Origin of the sequence: Micromonospora sp. DT47, assembly GCF_049844475.1 — a bacterium.
Taxonomy (GTDB): domain Bacteria; phylum Actinomycetota; class Actinomycetes; order Mycobacteriales; family Micromonosporaceae; genus Micromonospora.
This window is the reverse complement of sequence record NZ_JBNCLC010000009.1, coordinates 236,091-250,239: the sequence shown is the minus strand read 5'-3', so window position 1 is coordinate 250,239 and position 14,149 is coordinate 236,091. Positions and strand designations below refer to the sequence as shown.

The 14,149-nt window shown below is 74.7% G+C and carries 14 protein-coding genes; 7 read left to right on the top strand and 7 right to left on the bottom strand.

All coding sequences use genetic code 11. The features are described from left to right. The first annotated feature begins 223 nt into the window (after nucleotides 1-223). The 3 genes from ACLQ2U_RS16965 (at nucleotide 224) to ACLQ2U_RS16955 (ending at nucleotide 2,520) form a co-directional block, all read left to right on the top strand. Nucleotides 224-964 carry a class I SAM-dependent DNA methyltransferase gene (locus ACLQ2U_RS16965; protein ID WP_425751611.1) on the top strand — a complete coding sequence of 247 codons (741 nt, stop codon included), beginning with the start codon at nucleotides 224-226 and terminating at the stop codon, nucleotides 962-964. 265 nt (nucleotides 965-1,229) lie between these two features. Continuing rightward, nucleotides 1,230-1,922, top strand: coding sequence for a carbon-nitrogen hydrolase family protein (locus ACLQ2U_RS16960; RefSeq protein ID WP_425751610.1), 693 nt, complete (start codon nucleotides 1,230-1,232; stop codon nucleotides 1,920-1,922). Between the two features lie 40 nt (nucleotides 1,923-1,962). Further along, nucleotides 1,963-2,520, top strand: a complete 558-nt coding sequence (locus tag ACLQ2U_RS16955) for a maleylpyruvate isomerase N-terminal domain-containing protein (protein WP_425751609.1) — start codon at nucleotides 1,963-1,965, stop codon at nucleotides 2,518-2,520. Nucleotides 2,521-2,631: 111 nt separating this feature from the next. On the opposite strand, the gene ACLQ2U_RS16950 is transcribed toward ACLQ2U_RS16955, so the two are convergent. Continuing rightward, nucleotides 2,632-3,120, bottom strand: a complete 489-nt coding sequence (locus ACLQ2U_RS16950; protein WP_425751608.1) for a DUF1992 domain-containing protein — start codon at nucleotides 3,118-3,120, stop codon at nucleotides 2,632-2,634. Nucleotides 3,121-3,261: 141 nt separating this feature from the next. On the opposite strand from ACLQ2U_RS16950, the gene ACLQ2U_RS16945 reads away from it, so the two are divergent. Beyond that, a complete protein-coding gene (locus ACLQ2U_RS16945) occupies nucleotides 3,262-3,681 on the top strand; it encodes a YkvA family protein (RefSeq protein ID WP_425751607.1) in 420 nt (139 codons plus the stop codon). A 36-nt stretch (nucleotides 3,682-3,717) separates the two neighbouring features. Here ACLQ2U_RS16945 and ACLQ2U_RS16940 read toward each other — a convergent pair whose 3' ends face one another. Further along, nucleotides 3,718-4,272, bottom strand: a complete 555-nt coding sequence (locus ACLQ2U_RS16940; protein WP_425751606.1) for a GNAT family N-acetyltransferase — start codon at nucleotides 4,270-4,272, stop codon at nucleotides 3,718-3,720. A gap of 168 nt (nucleotides 4,273-4,440) precedes the next feature. On the opposite strand from ACLQ2U_RS16940, the gene ACLQ2U_RS16935 reads away from it, so the two are divergent. Together ACLQ2U_RS16935 and ACLQ2U_RS16930 are read left to right on the top strand one after the other, a co-directional pair. After that, nucleotides 4,441-5,091, top strand: coding sequence for a LysE family translocator (locus ACLQ2U_RS16935; protein WP_425751658.1), 651 nt, complete (start codon nucleotides 4,441-4,443; stop codon nucleotides 5,089-5,091). Nucleotides 5,092-5,293: 202 nt separating this feature from the next. Beyond that, entirely contained in the window at nucleotides 5,294-6,412 is a 1,119-nt protein-coding gene (locus tag ACLQ2U_RS16930) for a hypothetical protein (RefSeq protein WP_425751605.1), read from the top strand. On the opposite strand, the gene ACLQ2U_RS16925 is transcribed toward ACLQ2U_RS16930, so the two are convergent. Both ACLQ2U_RS16925 and ACLQ2U_RS16920 read right to left on the bottom strand, forming a co-directional pair. Beyond that, entirely contained in the window at nucleotides 6,400-8,472 is a 2,073-nt protein-coding gene (locus tag ACLQ2U_RS16925; protein ID WP_425751604.1) for a molybdopterin-containing oxidoreductase family protein, read from the bottom strand. The genes ACLQ2U_RS16930 and ACLQ2U_RS16925 overlap by 13 nt on opposite strands. 105 nt (nucleotides 8,473-8,577) lie before the next feature. Beyond that, on the bottom strand, nucleotides 8,578-10,059 hold the full coding sequence (locus ACLQ2U_RS16920) for a peptide MFS transporter (protein WP_425751657.1): 1,482 nt from the start codon (nucleotides 10,057-10,059) through the stop codon (nucleotides 8,578-8,580). Nucleotides 10,060-10,277: 218 nt separating this feature from the next. Between ACLQ2U_RS16920 and ACLQ2U_RS16915 the strand changes: the two genes are divergently transcribed. Beyond that, entirely contained in the window at nucleotides 10,278-10,619 is a 342-nt protein-coding gene (locus tag ACLQ2U_RS16915) for an RNA polymerase-binding protein RbpA (RefSeq protein ID WP_319462076.1), read from the top strand. Nucleotides 10,620-10,684: 65 nt separating this feature from the next. Here ACLQ2U_RS16915 and ACLQ2U_RS16910 read toward each other — a convergent pair whose 3' ends face one another. The 3 genes from ACLQ2U_RS16910 to lnt form a co-directional block, all read right to left on the bottom strand. Continuing rightward, nucleotides 10,685-11,212 (bottom strand): FxsA family protein, encoded by a 528-nt coding sequence (locus tag ACLQ2U_RS16910; RefSeq protein WP_425751603.1) that lies wholly within the window; start codon nucleotides 11,210-11,212, stop codon nucleotides 10,685-10,687. Nucleotides 11,213-11,303: 91 nt separating this feature from the next. Then, on the bottom strand, nucleotides 11,304-12,083 hold the full coding sequence (locus ACLQ2U_RS16905) for a polyprenol monophosphomannose synthase (protein ID WP_425751602.1): 780 nt from the start codon (nucleotides 12,081-12,083) through the stop codon (nucleotides 11,304-11,306). Between the two features lie 34 nt (nucleotides 12,084-12,117). Then, nucleotides 12,118-13,737, bottom strand: coding sequence for an apolipoprotein N-acyltransferase (lnt, locus tag ACLQ2U_RS16900; RefSeq protein WP_425751656.1), 1,620 nt, complete (start codon nucleotides 13,735-13,737; stop codon nucleotides 12,118-12,120). Nucleotides 13,738-14,149 lie beyond the last annotated feature (412 nt).

The following is a 14,149-nucleotide window of genomic DNA, read 5'->3' as shown; positions in this document are numbered from 1 at the left end:
CCCGGGACGGGAAGGCTGCCGCGAAGTACCACACCCCCGCCTCCCTTCAATACAACAGAACAGACATTATGGTGCTTCGTCGATACGCCCCCTATGTCCGATCCAATTGCCGGATTACCGGTAATGCTTATCCAATATCCAGGACCAACGGCCGTCTGAAGGAGCCGGCGGGGCGTGGGTCGAAAACGGGGGGCGCCGGCAGGTGCCGCGCTACGGTCCGGCGATGCATGAGACGGACGGACACTTCGGCGAAGAGGTGGCGGCCACCTACGACGATTCCTCGGCGGACATGTTCCAGCCGACCGTCGTGGAAGCCGCGGCCGACGTGCTGGCAGAACTCGCCGGCGCGGGCCGCGCCCTCGAACTGGGCATCGGGACCGGACGCGTCGCGCTGCCGCTCGCCGGCCGCGGCGTACCGGTGCACGGCATCGACCTGTCCCGGGCGATGGTCGACCGGCTGCGGGCCAAGCCGGGCGGCGACGCGATCGGCGTGACCATCGGCGACTTCGCCACCACGAGGGTGGACGGGGCGTTCTCGGTGGCATACCTGGTCTTCAACACGATCATGAACCTGACCACGCAGGACGCACAGGTGGACTGCTTCCGCAACGTCGCCGAGCAGCTGGAACCCGGCGGCACCTTCGTCGTCGAGGTCCTGGTGCCCGAGCTGCGCCGGCTCCCGCCCGGCCAGAACGTCGTGCCCTTCCAGGTCGGTCCGACCGGATGGGCGTACGACATCTACGACGTCGCCACCCAGAAGACGAGCTCCAACTACGTACGGGTCGTCGACGGCCGCGGCGAGTACCGGTCCATTCCCTTCCGGTACGTGTGGCCGGCGGAACTCGACCTGATGGCCCGGCTCGCCGGGATGCGGCTGCGCGACCGTTGGGACGGATGGACCCGGGAGCCGTTCACCAGCGAGAGCCGCCAGCACGTATCGGTCTGGGAGAAACCCGCCGATTGAGTGCGGCGAACTGCTGGAGCAGTTCGCTGACATCGCGGTGATCCGGAAGCCGGGGCGTCTGGGTCATCGGGGGCACTCCTCAGTGCTGGCAGGTCAGTTGGAAGGTGAGCCGCAGGCGGGGCGTGGCGCCCGGTCAACGCCGCCGCCCGTGTCCCGCCCCTAGACCCGACCCACCCGCCTTCCCGAAGGTAAGGACCGACTGGCTGTTCGGTAGTGTCAGGCGCGGCAACCCCACATACACACCGCCAGCAGCCAGGGGGTCCAGATGCGAGTCGCGGTCGCCCAGCCGGCCGTCGTCGCGTACGACGTCACCGCCAACGCCCGCACCCACGCCGCTATCGTCCACGCGTCGGGCGCCCGGCTCGTCGTGTTCCCCGAACTATCCCTCACCGGCTACAACCTCGACGCCCCCGCGCTCGCTCCCACCGACGACCGCCTCACGCCGATCATCGACGCATGCACCGCGACCGGCGGCGTCGCGCTCGCCGGCGCCCCCATCGCCGACCCCGACGGCCGGGAGTACATCGCCACGCTGCGCATCGACGCCGCGGGCGCGACCGTGGCATACCGGAAGATCCACCTCCACCCGCCGGAGGACGAACGGTTCGTCCCCGCAGCGCAGCACGTCGTGCTCACTCTCGACGGCTGGCGACTCGGCCTCGCCATCTGCCGCGACGCCTCACTGCCCGAGCACGCAGCCGCAACGGTCGCCGCCGGCGCACAGGTGTACGTCGCCGGCACCCTCAACGGACTGTCCGACCCTCGCGACGAGCGCATGCGGGAACGCGCGACGACCCACCGCATCCCGGTCGTGCTCGCCTGCGGCGCAGGCCCGGACGGGCCGCTGCGCACCGCCGGAGGCTCCGGCTTCTGGGCACCCGACGGCCGCGTCGTCACACAGGCCGGCCCGGAACCCGGCGAGGTCATGGTGGCCGACCTGACATCCCTCGTGGCGTAACGGCCCGAGTGCCGCGGTGGTGGCCCGGAGTCAGCCGGGAGTGGATGTCCGAGCGGCGGTGGAGGAGATGCTGCGGGCGCTGGGGCCGTACACCGGTCGGGACTGGACGGTGCCGGCCGGCGACCTGGACTGGTCGTGCTGGACCACCGCCGCCCACGTCGCGCACGACCTGCTCGCCTACGCCGGCCAGGTCACCGGGCGGCCGGACAGCGACTACCTCCCCTTCGACCTGCGGGTGCGCGCGGACGCGCCGCCGGCGCGGGTGCTGACGGTGGTGTCCGCCGCCGGCGGCCTGCTCCAGGCGGCGGTCGACACGGCGCCGGCGGACCTGCGGGCCTGGCACTGGGGTCCGTGCGACCCGGGCGGCTTCGCCGCGATGGGCGTGGCGGAGGTCCTCCTGCACACCCACGACGTCACCCGGGGCCTCGACGTCTCCTGGCGACCGCCGGCGGAGCTCTGCGCCCGGGTGCTGCGCCGGCTGTTCCCCGACGCCCCGCCCGGGGACGCGCCGGACGTGCTGCTCTGGATGACCGGTCGCGCCGAACTCGACGGGCGGCCCCGCCGTACCGCGTGGAGTTGGCGGGCCGCGATCTCCTGACCGGGGGTTGCCGGCCCACGGGTCGGCGGTAAATCCCGGCCGCCGGCGTCCCCGGGAAGGGCCTGACCGGATCGTCGTGGGCGGCGGTGGGCGCCAGCAACGACGGGAACGTCAGCGCCGGCGCCGCCACGGCAGGCGCCAGCCCCGGCGCCGCCGGGCCCGTGGGGCGGCGGTCGCCGGCTGCAGTGGCGTCGCCGCGACGGGCGTCGCCGCCCGCTCCCGGTCGGCGCGCCATCGGCGTACCACGTCGTCGGCGTTGACCGGCCGGACCACCACCCGCGGCCCGGTGGGGTTGCGCAGCCAGGCGAGGATCTCCGCGTTCAGCACGCTGACGTAGGCCCGCACCGACTCCTCGGTGGGCAGGTCACGGACCTCGTCGGGGACCTGCTCGACCTTACGGCGCAGGTGGAGCGGGGTGGGCAGCAGCAGGTCGGTGGGGAGCGCCTCCCGCTCCAGGAAACCCTTGATCCACCACGACTCGTCGTACGGCAGGCCCCGGCCCGGGATCGGCTTGCCCATGCCGGGCAGGTTGTCGAACTCACCGCGCTGCTGAGCGGTGCGGATCTGCGCCTCGACCGCCGCTTCCCATCCGCTGGTCACCGCTGACACCTCCCCGAACCACGGTAGCCGTCGGCAGGAACCAGCGCCGGGGCCCGCCCGCGCATTCCCGGACCGGGCGGACCCGCCCGCCGGGGCGTACATTCCCGGCAGGTCGACGCGCAACGACCGGAGGAGGGCGTCGTGCGGGACTGGCTGATCGGCCTGGCGGTGGCGGTGGCCTGCCTGCTGGCCAGCTGGGGGTTGCTGGTGCTGCTGGCCCGGCGGCTGCCGCCGGGCATCCTGCGGGACCTGGCCGCGTTCATCCCCGACTGTCTGACCACGGTACGACGGCTGCGCGCCGACCCCCGCGTGCCCCGCAAGGCGAAGATCGCCATCGTGGTGGCCGGGCTCTGGCTGGCCAGCCCGATCGACCTGATCCCGGAGTTCCTGCCGGTCATCGGCCCGCTCGACGACATCGTGGTGGTCGCCCTCGCGCTGCGCTACGCGGGCCGGCAGGTGCCCCGCGAGGTGCTGCTGGCCGCCTGGCCGGGTGAGCCGCGCCTGCTGCTGCGGCTGCTCGGCCCGGCCCGTACGCCCGCACCCGAGCCGCCGGCGGCGTGAGCCCGGTCGAGACCCTTCCTGGCCGGCGGGTGAGGGTCAGTCCCGCCAGCGCACGTGCCGGTGCCCGTCCAGCGGGAACGGCGGCCGGGCGGGCAGCACCTCGACGAAGCCGTACCCGCTCTTCTCGGCGACCCGGCAGGAGGCCGGGTTGTCGAGCTGGTGCAGCAGCTCCAGGCGGGTCAGGCCGCCCGCGGCGAACCGGGTGAACGCCCACCGGCTCACCGCGTCCAGGGCGCGCGGGGCGACCCCACGGCCGCGGGCCGCCGCGGCCGTCCAGTAGCCCACCTCGGCGTCCGGCCGCCCCGGTACGACGTCCTTCAGCACGATGCAGGCGACGAGGCGGGTCACGCCGCTGTGCGGGTGCGGCTCGCAGACGGCGAAGCTGAACCGGCGGCCCGCCGCCCAGCCCTGCCGGTTGCGGGCCAGCCAGCGGCGGGCCTCCGCGCTGGTGGTCAGCGAGTGGCGGGTCCGCGCCAGCAGCACCGGGTCGCGGTAGACCTCCAGCAGCTCGGGGACGTCGTCGTCGCGCCAGGCCCGCAGGACGAGCTCCGGGGCGGAGGGGGTCGCGGCGACCCGCAGCGTCATGGACATCTGAGCAGTCTCACTCGTGCACGCCCCTCGCGACAGCCCCTCGATGTCGGTGCCCGCTGGTATGCCTGGCGGTGATGACGACAGCGGAGCAGGTCACTCCGGGGTAATCATCGGCCGCCGCCGAGCCGGGGCGTAGGGTCGGGTCCCGTCGGCACGGTGGGAGGCCCGGTGGTAACGGTCGGCGCGCTGGTGGGAATCGGTCTGGTGGCGTTGGGTCTGGTGCTGACGCCCGGGCCGAACATGGTCTACCTGGTGTCCCGGTCGGTGACCCAGGGCCGGCGGGCCGGTCTGGTGTCGCTGCTCGGGGTGGCGGTCGGCTTCCTGATCTACCTGGCCGCCGCGGTGGCCGGCATCGCCACGGTGTTCCTCCTGGTGCCGGCGCTGTACACGGCGGTGAAGCTGGCCGGCGCGGCGTACCTGCTCTGGCTGGCGTGGCGCACGCTGCGCCCGGGCGGCCGGTCGGCGTTCGACCCGGCGCCGCTGCCGCCGGACCGGCCGCGGCGGCTGTTCACCATGGGCCTGGTCACCAACCTGCTCAACCCGAAGATCGCGATCCTGTACGTGTCGCTGCTGCCGCAGTTCATCGACCCGGCGCGCGGGAACGTGGCGGTGCAGAGCCTGCTGCTCGGCCTCACCCAGATCGCGATCGCGTTGACCGTCAACGCGCTGATCGTGCTCACCGCCGGTGCGGTGTCGGCGTTCCTGGTCCGCCGCCCGGCGTGGGCGCGGGCGCAGCGGTACGTGATGGGCAGCGTGCTGGCCGGCCTCGCGGTGCGGATCGCCGCCGACAGGTCCCGCGCCGCCGTCGCCACGCCCTAGGCGTGACCGGCCCGGTCGGCAGAGCGCGTCGGGCTGACCGAGGGCCGGGTGCCGTTCGCCCGGCTGGGCGTGCCAGGTGGGAACCAGATGTTCAGGTATTCGCAGGCGTCGCCGTTGGGGCAGACCACCGGGTGGGTGGTGACGCCGCACGGCCCGCGCCGCCCACTGACCGACCCGGCGGCGGCACTAGACTTCCGCCTCGATGGACCTCCAGCCCGCCCCCGCCGACACCCGCCCCTGCGCCCACTGTGGACGGGAGGTGCCGCAGCGCGCCGGCGCCGGCCGGCCGTTCCGCTACTGCCGGGACAACGACGGCGCGTGCCAGCGTGCCTCGCGCAACTCCCGGATGCGGCACCGCAACGCCCCCGGCCTGCCGGGTCAGGTGGCGCGGACCTGGGAGGCGGTGGATCGCCTCGACCAGATCGTGGAGACGCTGACCGAGGCGTTGCACGCCGAGCTGTCCCCGGTCGGGGTGGAGCGGCAGCTGGCGCAGCTGCGCGCCGAGGCCGCCGCCCAGGTGGCGCAGGCGCACACCGAACGCGACGAGGCCCGCCGGGACGCCGAGACGGCGACCGCCGAGGCCGCCCGCGCCCGTCAGGAGGCCCGCACCGCCGCCGCCGACCGCGACACCGCACTGGCCCGGGCGGAGCAGGCTGACGCCCGGACCACCGACGCGCAGGAACGCGCCGAGCGGGCGGAGACCGCCCGGGACGCCGCCCGCCGGGACGCCAGCGCCGCCGAGGCGCTGCGGGTGCAGGCGGAACGGGACCGCGACGCGGCCCGCCACGAGCTGCGGACCCTGCGCGCCGAGCGGGACACCGAACGGCAGCGCGCCGCCGACCTGACCGGGGAACGCGACGCGGCGCGCGCCGACGCCGAGCGGGCCACCGCCGCCGCCGGCGAGGCGCTGCGGCAGGCCGAACGGGCCACCGCAGAAGCGACGCGGGCGCGTACCGACGCCGACGCCGCGCGGGAGGAGGCCCGGCGGGCCCGGGCGGACGCCGACGCCGCGGCCCGCGACCGGGACGCCGCGCGGGCGGCGGCCGAGACGGCCCGGCAGGAGACGGCGGCGACGGCGGCGCGGGCCCGGCAGGAGCTTGCCGCCACGACCGGGCAGCGCGACGTGCTCGCTGCGGAACTGGCGACGGTACGGCAGGCCGGCGCCGCCGCCGAGGCGCGCCTGGGCGGGCTGGAGGCACGCCTGCGCGCCGCCGAAGCCGACCGGGACGCCGCCCAGCGGCGGGCGGCGCAGCTCGCCGACCAGGTCAGCGACCTGGCCGCGGCGCTGGCCCGGCTCGGCTCGCCCGGTCAGCCCGACTGACCGGGGCCGGCCGCCTCGACCTGTACCCGGGTGTCGTGGAAGGTCGGGCCGCCGCCGAGGTCGGTGTCGCGGACGCCGGTGACCGCGTTGACGGTGCTGCCGCCGGGGCTCAGCCGCGCCCAGTACGCCTTGTAGGTGAACGCCAGGCCGGGCCGGGTGGCGTCGTCCACGGCGACGGTGGCGAGGAACGCGCCCCGGTCGTTGTGCACCCGCGCCAGGTCGCCGTCGGTAAGCCTGCGGGCGGCCGCGTCGTCGGGGTGCAGGTGGATGCGGGGCGGGCCGGTGCGGTCGCGGTGCCAGGGCAGCGACGCGAACGTCGAGTTCATGAAGAACCGGCCGGCCGGGGAGATCAGGGCCAGCGGGAACCGGCGGGCCAGCTGTGGGTCGGCGGCCTCGGCGGGCGGGGTGTAGCCGACCAGCGGGTCGACGCCCTGGGCGGTGAGCTGCGGGTCGTAGAGCCGGGCTCGGCCGTCGCGGGTGGGGAACCCGCCGGCCGCGTACGGGGCGGAGCCCACCTCCACGCCGGTCGCCCGGACGTACGTGCTCTTCGCCAGCTCCTCGTAGCTGATGCCGCTTCCGTCGAGCAGCTGCCGGGCCAGCTCCTCGTCGCTGTCGCGCAGCCGCGGATGGTCCAGCCCGAGCGCGGCGGCGATCCGGCGGAAGATCTCGGTGTTCGGCAGCGACTGGCCGGGCGGGGAGACGGCGGGCAGGTTGAGGGTGGCGTAGTGGTGGCCGTAGGAGGTCTGCAGGTCGAGGTGTTCGGGCTGCATGGTGGCCGGCAGCACCACGTCGGCGTAGTCGCAGGTGTCGGTCCAGCGCTGTTCCAGCACGACGGTGAACAGGTCGGCCCGGCGCAGCCCGGCGAGCACCCGGGTCTGGTCGGGGGCGGTGGCGGCCGGGTTGGCGTTGAACACCACCAGCGAGGTGACCGGCGGGTCGGCCTCGCCGCTGAGCGCGGCGGCGAGCCGGCTCATGTTGATCGACCGGGCCGGCGGCGCCGGCATGTCCGGCGGCGTGATCACTCGGCCGGGGTCGATGGTGTGGTGCCCGGAGGTGGTGCACAGCGCCCCGCCGCCGGGGTGGCGGAAGTCGCCGGTGAGCAGCGGCAGCGCGCAGATCGCCCGGATCGCCTGGCCGGCGCCGGCGTGGCGTTGCACGCCGAGCCCGACCCGGATCGCGGTGGGGCGGGTGGTGGCGATCCGTTCGCCGAGGCGGCGCACCACGTCGACGTCGAGGCCGCACTCGGCGGCGGCCCGTTCGACGGGCCACTCGTCGAGGCGGGCCTCGAGGCGGGCCCAGCCGACAGTGTGCGCGGCCAGCCATTCCCGGTCGGCGGCGCCGAGGTCGCGGACGTGGCGCATCAGCCCCAGGGCGAGGGCGGCGTCGGTGCCGGGCAGCGGCGCGACGTGCTCGTCGCTGCGGGCGGCGGTGTCGGTGCGCAGTGGGTCGATGGTCACCACGTACGCGCCCCGGGCCTGCGCCTCGCGGACGAACGGCCAGTGGTGCAGGTTCGTCGAGAGCAGGTTGGCGCCCCAGAGCACGATCAGTTTCGCGTCCACGATCGACTCGGGTTCGAAGCCGACCGATCCGCCGTAGAGGGAGCCGAGGGCGGCTCGGGCGGCGGCGGTGCAGATGGTGGTGCGCAACCGGGACGCCCCGAGGTGGGCGAAGAGCCGCGGGCCCATCGTCCAGCCCTGCACAAACCCCATGGTGCCGGCGAAGTAGTACGGCAGGATCGACTGCGGCCCGTGCCGGTCGATGCCCGCGCGCAGCCCCACCGCGACCCGGTCGAGCGCTTCGTCCCAGCTCGCCGGCCGGTACGCCACCGGCCCGGCGCCCTTCGGGCCGACCCGCACCAGCGGCTCGGTGAGCCGGTCGGGGCCGTTGACCGCGTCGAGGTAGCGGTTGACCTTGCCGCAGAGCGCGCCCCGGGTGAACGGGTGGTCCTTGTCGCCGCGCAGCGCGACCGCCCTGCCGTCGGTGACGGTGAGCTGCCAGACGCAGGTGTCCGGGCAGTCCAGCGGGCAGGCACCGGGGTGGACGGTGGTGGTGGGGGCCATGGCGCGGATGCTACCGCCGGGCCCGACCGGCGATCGGCCCGCGCCGGCCGGCCCCTGTCGGCACCGGCCGACCGGCCGTGCGGTCGGGCCCGGGCGTGGGCCGGGTCAGTGGATGCCGGCCATCAGCCGGGAGATGTGCCGGGTGAACATGACCGCGCCGAGTCCCAGCGCCACCGACGCCAGCCCGAAGGTGAGGAAGTACGTCGGTTCGGGCCACGTCTCGGCCAGCCGGGCCACCTGCCCGCCGATCGCGTCGCCGACCGCGCTGGCCAGGAACCACAGGCCCATCACCTGGCTGGCGTACTTGACCGGGGCGAGCTTGGTGGTGGCGGACAGGCCCACCGGGCTCAGCGCCAGCTCACCGGCGACCTGGATGGCGTAGACGGCGACCAGCCACCACGGGGAGACCAGGTCCCCGCCGACGGCGGCCTGCGCGGCGGCGGCCATCAGCACGAACGACAGGCCGTTGAGCACCAGGCCGACGGCGAACTTCACCGGCGTGGAGACCCGGTGGCCCAGGCGCAGCCACAGCCACGCCGCCAGCGGCGCTCCGATGATGATCAGGATCGGGTTGACCGACTGGAGCCAGGACGCGGGGAAGGTGAAGCCGAGCACGTCCCGGTCGGTCTTGTCGGCGGCGAAGATGTTCAGCACCGACCCGGCCTGGTCGTAGATCAGCCAGAACGAGGCGGCGAAGACGAACAGCCACAGGTACGCCTTCATCCGGCTGCGTTCGGTGCCGCTGATCTCCCGGTCGGTGATGATCCGCGTGAAGTAGCCGATGGTGATCACCACGGTGGCGATGGTGAGCAGGTTCACCACGGTGTTGACGGTGAACAGCCCGGCCACGGCGAGCGCGGCGAACACCAGCAGCAGCACCAGCACGCCGACGCCGATGCGGGTCAGCGCCCGGCGCCGGTCCGCGCCGAGCAGCGGGTCGGCGGGGCGGGCGCCGGCGTCGCCGAGGTTGCGCCGGCCCAGCACGTACTGCAGCACGCCGAAGGTCATGCCGACCGCGGCGGCGCCGAAGCCCAGATGCCAGTTGATCTTCTCGCCGAGGAAGCCGGTGACCAGCGGGGCGAGGAAAGCGCCGAGGTTGATGCCCATGTAGAAGATCGAGAACCCGGCGTCGCGGCGCGGGGAGTCCCGGTCGTACAGATCGCCGACCATGGTCGAGATGTTGGGTTTGAGCAGCCCGGTGCCGAGCACGATCAGGGTCATGCCGGCGAAGACGCTCCACGCGGCGGGGATCGCCATCACGTAGTGCCCGGCGGCGATGATAACGCCGCCCCACAGCACGCTGCGCCGGGCGCCGAGCAGCCGGTCGGCGACCCAGCCGCCGGGCAGCGCCATCAGGTACACCATCGCGTTGTAGGTGCCGTAGACGGCGTTGGCGGTGGATTCGCGCATGCCGAGGCCCTCGTCGGCGACCGCGGCGGTCAGGTACAGCACGAGGATCGCCCGCATGCCGTAGAAGCTGAACCGCTCCCACATCTCGGTGAGGAACAGGGTCGACAAGGCCCGCGGGTGACCGAAGAAGGTCTTTCCCGCTGGTGCTCGGTCGCCGACCGGCGCGTCACTGGTCATCGTCACCTCCGGCACACCTGGGGCGGCTAACATCCCCGGTGAGCGCCGAAACACTCCACCGATTCGACCCGGCCGGGGACGACCCCGCCGGGTTCACGTGGTGGCCGGCTACCCTTGCAGGGGCCACGGGGCCGGATCACCCACCCGGGCGGGAATGCCCCGGCGGCGACGGACCGTTACACCGAGAGACCAGCACCACGAGCGAGGGGAAGTCGATCATGGGCGATCGCATGCTGCGCGGAAGCCGTCTGGGCGCGGTCAGCTACGAATCCGACCGCAACACGGAGCTCGCGCCGCGTCAGACCCGCGAGTACCTCTGCGCCAAGGGGCACCAGTTCGAGGTTCCGTTCGCCGTCGACGCCGAGGTCCCCGCGACCTGGGAGTGCAAGTTCGACGGCAGCGTCGCCCGGCTGGTCGACGGCAACGAGCCGGAGCAGAAGAAGGCCAAGCCGCCGCGTACCCACTGGGACATGCTGCTGGAGCGTCGCTCCATCGCCGAGCTGGAGGACATCCTCGCCGAGCGGCTGCAGGAGGTCCGTACCCGCCGCGGTCGCGCCTGAGCGCCCCACCGACGAGTCGGCGCCCCCGGGGGAAGATCCCCGGGGGCGCCGTCGTGTCAGCGGGGTCAGGGGCGCGGTTCGACGATCTCGCCCTCGATGGCCCGGCCGCCGTCGACCACCGTCGGCGGGACGACCTCAGGGTCGACCGTGGGCTCCGCCGTGGGCGCACCGCGGCGCACCCGTACCCGGCGTGGGCCGAACAGGTCAGCGGCGGCCATCGACGACACCCGGCGCTCGGCGGCACGTTGCACGCCGGCGCGGGCCAGCCGGCGTACCGGCGGCACCAGCAGCAGCAGGCCGACCACGCCGCTGACCAGGCCGGGCATGGCCAGCAGCAGCGCGCCCAGCAGCCCCACCAGACCGTCGGTGACCTGCCGTCCCGGTGGCTGCCGGGACTCCACGGACGCCCGGAAGCCCCGCCACGCCCGCATTCCCTCCCGGCGCAGCAGCACCAGGCCGAGCAGCGACGCCGCGAACACCAGCAGTACCGCGGAGCCGTACCCGATCATCCGGCCCACGCCGACGAACACGGCCAGTTCCAGCAGCACCGCCAGCAGCAGGGCCGGCGGCACGAACCTCAGGTATCGGCGCATCTCACCTCATCGCGTCGTGCGGGTGCCCCACCCGGAAGAACCGGACACGGGGCGAACGACATCCCGCCCCTCCAGCATGACACGCCGGCGCTCACGGCCACCGGTCGTGACCGGTCCGCAGCCGGCGCGGCCGCCGGTCCCGCAACCCCCACGTGGTGATCCGCCACAGCGCCTCGGCGACGATCAGCGGGCTCATCTTGCTGGCCCCGCGTTCCCGCTCGGCGAACGTGATCGGCACCTCCACGATCCGCGCCCCCGCCCGGTTCGCCAGCCGGGACAGCTCCACCTGGAACGAGTACCCCTGCGAACAGACCGACTCCAGCTCCATCGCCTTCAGCGCCGCCGCCCGGTACACCCGGTACCCGCCGGTGGCGTCCGAGACCGGCATGCCCAGCGCCAGCCGCGCGTACAGGTTGCCGCCACGGGAGAGCAGCAGCCGCCGCAGCGGCCAGTTCACCACCCTCGCCCCGTCGGTCCACCGGGATCCGATGACCACGTCGGCGTCGCGGGCGGCGTCCAGCAGCGCAGGCAGGTCCTCCGGGGCGTGCGAGCCGTCGGCGTCCATCTCCACCACCGCGTCGTAGTCGCGTTCCCGCGCCCACGCGAATCCCGCCAGGTACGCCGCGCCGAGGCCCGCCTTGCCGGGGCGGTGCAGCACGTGCACGTGCCGGTCGGTGCGGGCCATCGCCTCGGCGAGCGCACCGGTGCCGTCGGGGCTGTTGTCGTCGGCGACGAGGATGTCCACGCCCGGGGCGGCCCCGCGTACCCGGGCGACGATGTCGGTGACGTTGTCGGCCTCGTTGTAGGTGGGGATCACCACCAGCACCCGACCCACCCCGGGATGGCCGACGTCGACTGCCTCGCTGCCCACCGCATCCTCCGTATCTGCCGGCGCGGGCCTGGCCCTAGCCGCCGGGTGTGACCTCCCGGCGGCGGGCGCGGCGCAGCACCGCCGCGCCGACCAGCACCAGGACGGCCAGGCCGGCCAGCGCCGCCTCCGGCCACACCCCGGCCCGGCTGGCCGGGGTACGCCCGTCGGTGAGCGCCATCTGCCGCAGCACCACCGCGCGGGTGTTGAACCCGGTGGCGCCGCTTACCCGCCCGTCGGGGGTCACGAACCCGGACACTCCGACCGTGGAGGCCATCAGTGCGCCGCGCCCGTGCTCGACGGCGCGCAGCCGCACCATGGCCAGCTGCTGGCGGGCCTCGGCGACGTCGAAGGTGGCGTTGTTGGTCTGCACCACCAGCAGCTGGGCGCCGCCGTCGACGGTGTCGCGGACCAGGCCGTCGTAGGCGACCTCGAAGCAGATCACGTCGCCGAGCACGGCCGGGCCGGTGTCGACCACGCCGGGGGTGGCACCGGGAACGAAGTCGGCGCGGATCCGGTCGACCTGGGAGCTGACCGCGCGGGCGATCTTCCGCAGCGGCACGTACTCGGCGAACGGCACCGGGTGGCGTTTGGTGTACAGCTGGTCCATGTCGGGTCCGGTGCCGGGACGCCACAGGATGCCGGCGTTGCGGACCTGGCCGGCGCCGGGGCCGAGCAGCACCGCGCCGACCAGGATCGGCGCGCCGATCGCGTCGGCGGCGGCGGAGATCCGCGTCCCGGCGGAAGGGTTGCGCAGCGGGTCGATGTCGGAGGAGTTCTCCGGCCACACCACCAGGTCGGGGCGGGCCCGGGTACCGGCGGCGACCTGGGCGGCCAGCTCGATGGTGGCGTCGACGTGGTTGTTGAGCACGGCCTGGCGTTGGGCGTTGAAGTCCAGCCCGAGCCGGGGCACGTTGCCCTGCACGATCGCCACGGTGACCCGCCGGCCGTCGCCGCCGGCGCCGGCGCCGGTGGGGGCGAGCAGCCCGCCGCCGGTCACGGCCAGCGCCACGGCGGCGAGCACGGCCACCGGCGTCCACGCCTGGACGTCGCGGCCGGGCCAGCGGCGCCAGGCGGCGGCCAGCAGCAGCCCACCGGTCAGGGCGGCGGCGAAGGTGACCAGCGGGGCGCCGCCGAGCCACGCCAGCCCCAGCAGCGGGGAGCCGTCCTGACTGAACGCCAGCCGCCCCCACGGGAACCCGCCGAACGGGGTACGGCCGCGCAGCGCCTCCTGCCCCACCCAGAGCAGGCCGGTCACCGCGGGCCACCCCCACCGGTACCGGTCGACCAGCGGGGACACCCACGCGGTGGCGGCGCCGAGCAGCGCCAGGTAGCCGGCCTGCAGCAGGGACAGCAGCGCCCACGGCAGGTAGCCGGTGTGCAGGTTGGTCCACTCCAGCAGCGGCGCGAACAGCGCCACACCGGTCAGGAAGCCCAGCCCGGCGCCGGCGCGCAGCCGCCGCCGGTGCACCGCCGCGCCGAGCGCCGCCACCCCGACCGGGGCCAGCGGCCACACCCCGTACGGGGGGAACGCCAGCAGCAGCGCCACGCCGGCCGCCACCGCCAGCGGCACGGCCACCCGCAGCGGCAGCGGGCCGCCCGCGCTCTGTCGTGCCACGTCGGGGGCACGCGCCTCATCCCGGTCGAGCGTCGTCACCGGCACCTCACCACGATCACGCGCCGAAGGCTACCCGGCGGTGGGCCGCTCGGGGGCGCGGGCAGACCTGGCCCGGCGGGGGGCGACGGTGACGTACGTGGTTCACCCACCCCCCATCCGCTGCGCCGCTGGCCGGGCGTGCCCACCCGGGTGGTCTCCGGCCGCGACGACCGGTTCTTCCCGGCCCTGTTCCAACAGCGGCTGGCCCGGGAGCGGCTGGGCGTGGAGCCGGACGAACTGCCCGGCGGGGCATCTGCTCGCCCTCAGCCAGCCCGAGTTGCTCGCCGACCGCCTGGAGGCCTACCGGCGGGAGATCTGAGGCGGCAACGGAAATCGGGGCGCGGCGTGAGCCGCGCCCCGATGCTCCCAGGCCCTTCCCGGCCGGTGAGGCGAGGATGAGCGGCGCCGACCT

Coding starts and splice junctions, on each gene's coding strand:
- ACLQ2U_RS16960 (WP_425751610.1), top strand. CDS start 1,230: ATGCGAGTCGCGGTCGCCCAGCCGGCCGTCGTCGCGTACGACGTCACC.
- ACLQ2U_RS16925 (WP_425751604.1), bottom strand. CDS start 8,472: ATGGCCCCCACCACCACCGTCCACCCCGGTGCCTGCCCGCTGGACTGC.
- ACLQ2U_RS16940 (WP_425751606.1), bottom strand. CDS start 4,272: ATGTCCATGACGCTGCGGGTCGCCGCGACCCCCTCCGCCCCGGAGCTC.
- ACLQ2U_RS16920 (WP_425751657.1), bottom strand. CDS start 10,059: ATGACCAGTGACGCGCCGGTCGGCGACCGAGCACCAGCGGGAAAGACC.
- ACLQ2U_RS16930 (WP_425751605.1), top strand. CDS start 5,294: ATGGACCTCCAGCCCGCCCCCGCCGACACCCGCCCCTGCGCCCACTGT.
- ACLQ2U_RS16965 (WP_425751611.1), top strand. CDS start 224: ATGCATGAGACGGACGGACACTTCGGCGAAGAGGTGGCGGCCACCTAC.
- ACLQ2U_RS16915 (WP_319462076.1), top strand. CDS start 10,278: ATGGGCGATCGCATGCTGCGCGGAAGCCGTCTGGGCGCGGTCAGCTAC.
- ACLQ2U_RS16910 (WP_425751603.1), bottom strand. CDS start 11,212: ATGCGCCGATACCTGAGGTTCGTGCCGCCGGCCCTGCTGCTGGCGGTG.